5 protein-coding genes and 1 pseudogene are annotated in these 6,108 nt (G+C 48.5%); 1 reads left to right on the plus strand and 5 read right to left on the minus strand.

Annotation, left to right across the window (positions count from 1 at the left end):
• Positions 1-117 precede the first annotated feature (117 nt).
• Together UCI88_RS05755 and uxaC are read right to left on the minus strand one after the other, a co-directional pair.
• Positions 118-1,572 carry a tagaturonate reductase gene (locus UCI88_RS05755; protein WP_302357571.1) on the minus strand — a complete coding sequence of 485 codons (1,455 nt, stop codon included), beginning with the start codon at positions 1,570-1,572 and terminating at the stop codon, positions 118-120.
• A gap of 13 nt (positions 1,573-1,585) precedes the next feature.
• Positions 1,586-2,995 carry a glucuronate isomerase gene (gene uxaC, locus UCI88_RS05760; protein WP_256179682.1) on the minus strand — a complete coding sequence of 470 codons (1,410 nt, stop codon included), beginning with the start codon at positions 2,993-2,995 and terminating at the stop codon, positions 1,586-1,588.
• 355 nt (positions 2,996-3,350) lie between these two features.
• Between uxaC and UCI88_RS05765 the strand changes: the two genes are divergently transcribed.
• Positions 3,351-4,346, plus strand: coding sequence for a LacI family DNA-binding transcriptional regulator (locus UCI88_RS05765; RefSeq protein WP_256179683.1), 996 nt, complete (start codon positions 3,351-3,353; stop codon positions 4,344-4,346).
• 33 nt (positions 4,347-4,379) lie between these two features.
• On the opposite strand, the gene UCI88_RS05770 is transcribed toward UCI88_RS05765, so the two are convergent.
• The 3 genes and pseudogenes from UCI88_RS05770 to UCI88_RS05780 form a co-directional block, all read right to left on the minus strand.
• A complete protein-coding gene (locus tag UCI88_RS05770; protein WP_044503450.1) occupies positions 4,380-5,075 on the minus strand; it encodes a GntR family transcriptional regulator in 696 nt (231 codons plus the stop codon).
• Positions 5,076-5,383: 308 nt separating this feature from the next.
• Positions 5,384-5,545, minus strand: coding sequence for a beta/alpha barrel domain-containing protein (locus UCI88_RS05775; RefSeq protein WP_256179684.1), 162 nt, complete (start codon positions 5,543-5,545; stop codon positions 5,384-5,386).
• 338 nt (positions 5,546-5,883) lie between these two features.
• Positions 5,884-6,108, minus strand: a pseudogene (locus UCI88_RS05780) (bifunctional 2-keto-4-hydroxyglutarate aldolase/2-keto-3-deoxy-6-phosphogluconate aldolase); the annotation flags it as partial.

A 6,108-nucleotide genomic window follows, 5' to 3' on the forward strand; every position in this document is an offset into this window, starting at 1 on the left:
TGACAGACGGTGAAAGACGCTCCGCCGACGGTAACGCTGCTGCCCTTGGCAACAGCGTCGACAGCGACGGCTACATTATCATCAGCGTGTATCTGAAATACGTTCATCATAATCTCCTTATGCAGTCAATTCAGCAAGATGAGCTTTGACGCCGACCTCAGCCATACGGTCCATATGGGCCGTTACAGCAGCGGTGAGCCCGTCAACAGCATTCAGATCTTCGCCCCACCAATCGGCCTGTCCGAGAACGGCTTTAACGTAATCGGCCGTCGAAAGGGAGGCATGATCTTTGATGAAGGCCAATTTATCTTCATCGTCGTGAATTTCATAAGTATTGCCGGCCCGGGACCCGATGAGGCACTGGTCACCCTGTTCACTCGTCCGGTAGAAGGCCAGTAGAGCCGCCAAAGAATAAGTCAGGAACTTCGGCAGTTTTCCCGTCGCTGCCAGGCTGTCCTTAAAGGTCGGCAGGATCCGGGCTCTCCACTTCGAGATGGAGTTCAGGGAAATAGCCAAAAGCGCGTGTTTTACGAAGGGATTTTCGAATCGTTCGTAGACGGCTCGGGCAAAGGCAACGGCCTTTTCTTCCGGTAAATCAACGGTCGGTACGATTTCATCGAAGACCGTCTGGTCCAGGGATTTGCGGATAATCGGGTCTTCCATGCACTGACCGACGTAGTCGAGGCCGGCAAGGTACGCACCGAGGACCATCGACGTATGGGCCCCGTTGAGGATACGGACTTTTTGTTCCTTGAAGGCCTGGATGTTATCGGTAAATTCAACGTGGAATTTACTCGATTTCAACGGCAGGCGGTCGGCCAGGGTTGAATCTCCGATGACCCACAGGGAAAAAGGTTCAGCCTGGTCGAGGAGAGCGTCTTCATAGCCCAGTTCAGCCTGGATCTTATCGATGGAGTCTTCCGGGTACCCTACGACGATACGGTCGACGAGGGTATCGACGAAACGGCAGCTCTGGGCAAGCCAGCTCAGGAAGCCTTGTTCCAATTTCCAGCTTTCAGCATACTTGGTGACGCAGTCCCGGAGGAGTTTACCGTTATTATCGTTCAATTCCGTCGGCAGCATGATAAGGCCTTTGTCCTCAGCTCCCTTATAGAAGGTATACCGTTCATAGAGGAACTTGGTCAGTTTCGCCGGGAAGGTCGTCGGCGGGCAGTCTTCGAATTTATCATTGGCATCACAGACGATGCCGGCTTCCGTCGTATTGGATACGACGAATTCGAGAGCCTCTTCCTGAGCCAAAGCCATGAAGGCGTCGTATTCATCGCGGGCGCTGATTACGGTCTTCACCGACGTAATGACGCGGTTTTCCTTGCAGACTTTGCCGTGCTGCTGACCTCTCAAGCATACCGTGTATATGTCATTTTGCTTGGAATAACGGTCGGTCTTGCCCGAGCGGGGCATGACGACAGCTACGCTGCCGTCAAAACCGTTTTCCTCGTTAGCTACGTCGACGGCATAGTCGACGAAGGCGCGCAGGAAATTACCTTCTCCAAACTGTAAGATCCGTACAGGATGCTGTTGTTTCTGATGGAATTCACTTACATTTTTCATCGTTTACCCTCGTTTACATCTGAAATTGAAAATAGTTAGCTGCGTTGTTAAAGCTGATATCTTCGACTAACTGGCGAAGTGCGTCTTCATCGTTCGGATATTCACCGTTTTCGACGAGATTACCGATCCAGTTGCAGAGAATGCGGCGATAATATTCATGGCGTGCGTAGGACAAGAAGGAGCGGGAGTCAGTCAGCATACCCAGGATGTTGCCAAAGACAGATTCATCGGCAATACCGGTCATCTGGTCGATCATGCCCTGTTTAGTATCATTGAACCACCAGGGAGCACCCTGCTGAATCTTGCCGCGAACGCCAGCGCCCTGGAAAGCGCCGATAATCGTAGCAATCATGGCATTGTCATTGGGGTTGCCCGAGTAAAGGATCGTCTTCGGTAAAATATGGAGTTCATTGAGGTGATCTAAGAGGGCAATAAGGCCTTTGCAGCAGTTGCCTTCTGCAATGCTGTCATAACCCGTATCAGGTCCGAGTTTACGATACATTTCCGAGTTGAGGTCGCGCAGGGTTGCAAAATGAATCTGCATAGCCCAGCCGCGTTTGTGATATTCACCGGCAAGGTAGGTCAGAACAGCCGTCTTATAGGCTTCCATTTCTTCTTTGCTGACAGCTTCGCCGTTCAAAGCTTTGGCCATGATGGCATCGATCGTCTTTTCATCAGCTTCACGGCAGAAAACATATTCTAAGGCATGGTCCGTAGCGCGGCAGCCCATTTCTTCAAAGAAGGCGATTCGTTTATCCATGGCTTGGCGAAGGTCGGCAAAATTCTTGATATCGACGCCGGCAGCTTTGCCGAGGCGAGCCATGTAATCTGCGTAGCCGTCTTTATCGACGTTCATCAGTTTGTCCGGACGCATAGCCGGATATACCTTAGCGCTGCAAGTCTTTTCGTCTCTCAATTTCTGATGCCATTTCAAATCGTCGGCCGGATCATCGGTCGTGCAGATAACTTTGACGTTGGACTGTTCAATCAAGCCCTGGACGCCCATACCTTTTTCCTGAAGCTTTGCATTGCAGCGATTGAAGATATCTTCAGCATTCTTTTCCGTCAGCGGTTCGGTGATGCCGAAATAGCGCTGTAATTCTAAGTGACTCCAATGGTAAAGAGGGTTACCGATCGAACGAGAAAGCGCTTTCGCATATTCTACAAATTTTTCCAAGTCAGTCGACGTTTCACCGGTGACTTTTTCTTCAGGAGTACCGTTGGCACGAATGATACGCCATTTATAATGGTCACCGCCGAGCCATACTTCGGTGATGCTGCGGAAGTGATGATCTTCAGCGATTTCCTGCGGAGAGATGTGGCAATGATAGTCGATAATCGGCATCTTTGCTGCATAATCATGGAATAAATGCTTTGCCGTATCTGTTTCCAGTAAGAAATCCTTGTCCATAAATTGTTTCATTATTATATGTCTCCTTCCAATACCCGGCGTCGAATGCTGTCGGTCAACTGAAAATTTATTGTAAGCTCTTACACTTATCTTTACCGAAAGGATATCATAGCATGCCTTCAGTGTCAATGACGTATGATTTTTCTGTATGGTTTTTGAAAAAATTAAGTTCTACAATGCTTTTTTATCATGTATTCCGTATTTTCCTTCCCAAATAAATACTTTTCGTTTTAAATTCAAACAGGTTATCCACATTCATTCCAGTTAAGCTCTTACATATTTTATCCATATCCCTATTGATTTACTAAGAAAGAAATGTGTTATAATGTAAGCACCCCAGATTTTTACATAAAGAGGATCGATTGCTATGAATATCACGATTTACGACATCGCGCAAAAATGCCATGTTTCCATCGCCACGGTTTCCCGCGTCCTCAACGGCAGCAGCCGAGTCAGCGAAAAAACACGGGCCAAGGTACTTCAGGTGATGAAAGAAATGGGTTATAAGCCCAACCCCTTTGCCCGCGGATTGGGCCTGGATTCCATGAAAATCATCGGCGTCATCTGCACTGACGTCGCCGATATCTTCTATGCCCACGCCGTATCCCTTTTGGAAGACGGCCTGAGGCAACATCACTTTGACGTCATGCTGTCCAACACCGGCAGCGATACCGGCCATAACGGCAAGTATATCTCCGACATGGCAGGAAAACACGTCGATGCCATCATCACCATCGGCACGCCGTTTTCATCAGAATCGGATGTGAGGCTGCTCTGTGAAACGGCCCGTCAAATCCCGGTCATCACCATCAACAGTGACTACCACCAGCCCCGCATGTACAGCGTCGTCTGTAATGAAAGAGACGGCATGAAAGATGTCGTCGCAGCCCTAGCCAAGAAAGGCTGTAAACATATCCTCTATATCTATAATTCGCTCACCTACAGCGGCCGCCATAAGTTGGACGGCTTTCGCCTGGGAATCAAAGATTTACAGCTGCCTCATCGCACTGAGTTGATTCAACAGATTCCCAAAACCCTTACGGATACAGAAGCCTTGATTGACCGCTTAGTCGCTGAACACATCGACTTCGACGCCATCATTACAGCCGATGACATCTTTGCCGTCGGGGCACAGCGAGCAGCCCTGCGCCACGGGCTAAACATCCCCGTCGTCGGCTGCAACAACTCTATTCTAGCTGAATGCGCCACACCGACCCTCACCAGCCTGGACAACAAACTAACAAACTTATGCACAGCTGCCGTCAATATCGTAACTGAATTAACCACCAAGGGGGCTGATGCCGTCCCCATTCGAACCGAGTTCAATGCCGAACTCATTGAACGTGAAAGTTTCAGAACATAAAAAATTCCGTATACTCAAGTATACGGAATTTTTTTATCCGAAGTATTCGGGATATTCTTTTTTCAATACCGCTACGTCGACCATGACCTTGTTGATGTGCTTGGTCATCATGTCTTGAGCGGCTTTTACATTTTTATCGAATACGGCCTGTACAATAATCTTATGCTGTTCATAGAGGAGCTCCATTTGCTCGGCTGCATAGCCATCGCTGATATTTAAAACACGAGCCCGGGCATAGTCGAGGTTTGAGTCTTGGACTACTTGCCAGATATGGGGCTTACCGCAGCCTTCATAGAGCAGCGAGTGCAAGGTATTGTCACTCTTAAAAAAACTTTCGGCATTGCCGTTGGCTACGAATTTGCCCTGCTCAAAGATACAAAACTCCAACTTCGTCCGCCAAGGATCCAAAAACTCCCGGCAAGCCAATTCTACAATCGCTCGTTCTAAAGTCACCCTAAAAAAGCGAAATTCAGCCAACTGTCCAGTATGGATTTTTGATACAAAAGTTCCTCGCTGGGGCAATACTTCCAGCAGCCCCTTTTGCGCCAGTCGGATAAAGGCTTCGCGAACCGGCGTCCGGCTCACCTGCAAGATTCCGGATAGCTCCTGTTCAGACATGGCCGTTCCCGGCGGCAGTTTCAAAGTCATTATATTTTGGTACAACACGCGGTAAGCATATTCCCTCACCGTTTCCTGAGGCTCTTTTTCAATTAAAATCAACTTATCCATAGCCACTCCATCATTCCTAACATCTATATTTCCCCATTCTCAAATTCATCTTACCATAAATCCACCAGAAATAGTATAGGCTAATTAAAAATGGAAAGGCATTCTATACGGTTTCCCAACAATAAATTTTCTAAGATAAATAGGTTTAACATTATTCACCTGCCATAAATGGCGTTATTATGCCATTAAAATTTATTTCGTAAGCTTGTTTAAACAATCTTCGTAAAGCAGTAAATCACGTGTTAGCAAAAATTCCTTCTAAGAAAACATAGGAAGATTTTCATCTATCTGCAAGCCTCTACCAGAAGTTATTCCCGTACGGCTTGGATAGCTGCAACGAACTTCTTCACCGTTTCCGTAATTTCTGCAGCCGTCTTACTGCCGCCCGTCAAGGCTCTGCCGGCTCCGACAGAGACACACAGCTGTATCCATTCACCGGCGTTGTCGACATTTACACCGCCCTTCGGCATGAGCGGTGCCTACAGTAAGAGACCGTGGATAGCTTTGATAGCCTTCATGCCTACCACGGTCACCTGGGAAGATCTTGACGACGTCTGCGCCGCATTCAAGGGCGGTTACGACGTCTTTCAAGGTCGTCGTCCCCGGGCATAACAGCTACACGGCAGCAGTTGCAAAGCTTGATTGTTTCGACGTCGAGGGCCGGCAGCAACACAAAACCTCCTCTAAAGGCTGTAACAGATCTTTCGAGGACGCTTTAGCTATTGGCAATCACCCAAGTCTCAAAGTATGACAAAACGCCTTCAAAGACGAATCTTCGAAGGCGTTCATTTTTAACAGGAATACAGATTTAAGCGCGTACTGCTTTGACAGCTGCAACGAACTTCTTCGCCGTTTCCGTAATTTCATCGGCCGTTTTGCCGCCGCCCGTCAGGGCTCCGACAGCGACGCAGCCGGCTTTGATCCATTCTCCGGCGTTGTCGACGTTAACTCCGCCGGTAGGCATGAGCGGGGCCTGCGGCAAGGGACCGTGGATGGCTTTAATGGCCTTCATGCCTACAACTTCGCCCGGGAA

The sequence above is a fragment of the Megasphaera massiliensis genome (assembly GCF_036305205.1).
GTDB lineage: Bacteria > Bacillota > Negativicutes > Veillonellales > Megasphaeraceae > Megasphaera > Megasphaera massiliensis.

Excerpts from the sequence above, each read along its gene's own strand:
- UCI88_RS05755 (WP_302357571.1), bottom strand. The coding sequence starts at position 1,572 with ATGAAAAATGTAAGTGAATTCCATCAGAAACAACAGCATCCTGTACGG.
- uxaC (WP_256179682.1), bottom strand. The coding sequence starts at position 2,995 with ATGAAACAATTTATGGACAAGGATTTCTTACTGGAAACAGATACGGCA.
- UCI88_RS05765 (WP_256179683.1), top strand. The coding sequence starts at position 3,351 with ATGAATATCACGATTTACGACATCGCGCAAAAATGCCATGTTTCCATC.
- UCI88_RS05770 (WP_044503450.1), bottom strand. The coding sequence starts at position 5,075 with ATGGATAAGTTGATTTTAATTGAAAAAGAGCCTCAGGAAACGGTGAGG.
- UCI88_RS05775 (WP_256179684.1), bottom strand. The coding sequence starts at position 5,545 with ATGCCGAAGGGCGGTGTAAATGTCGACAACGCCGGTGAATGGATACAG.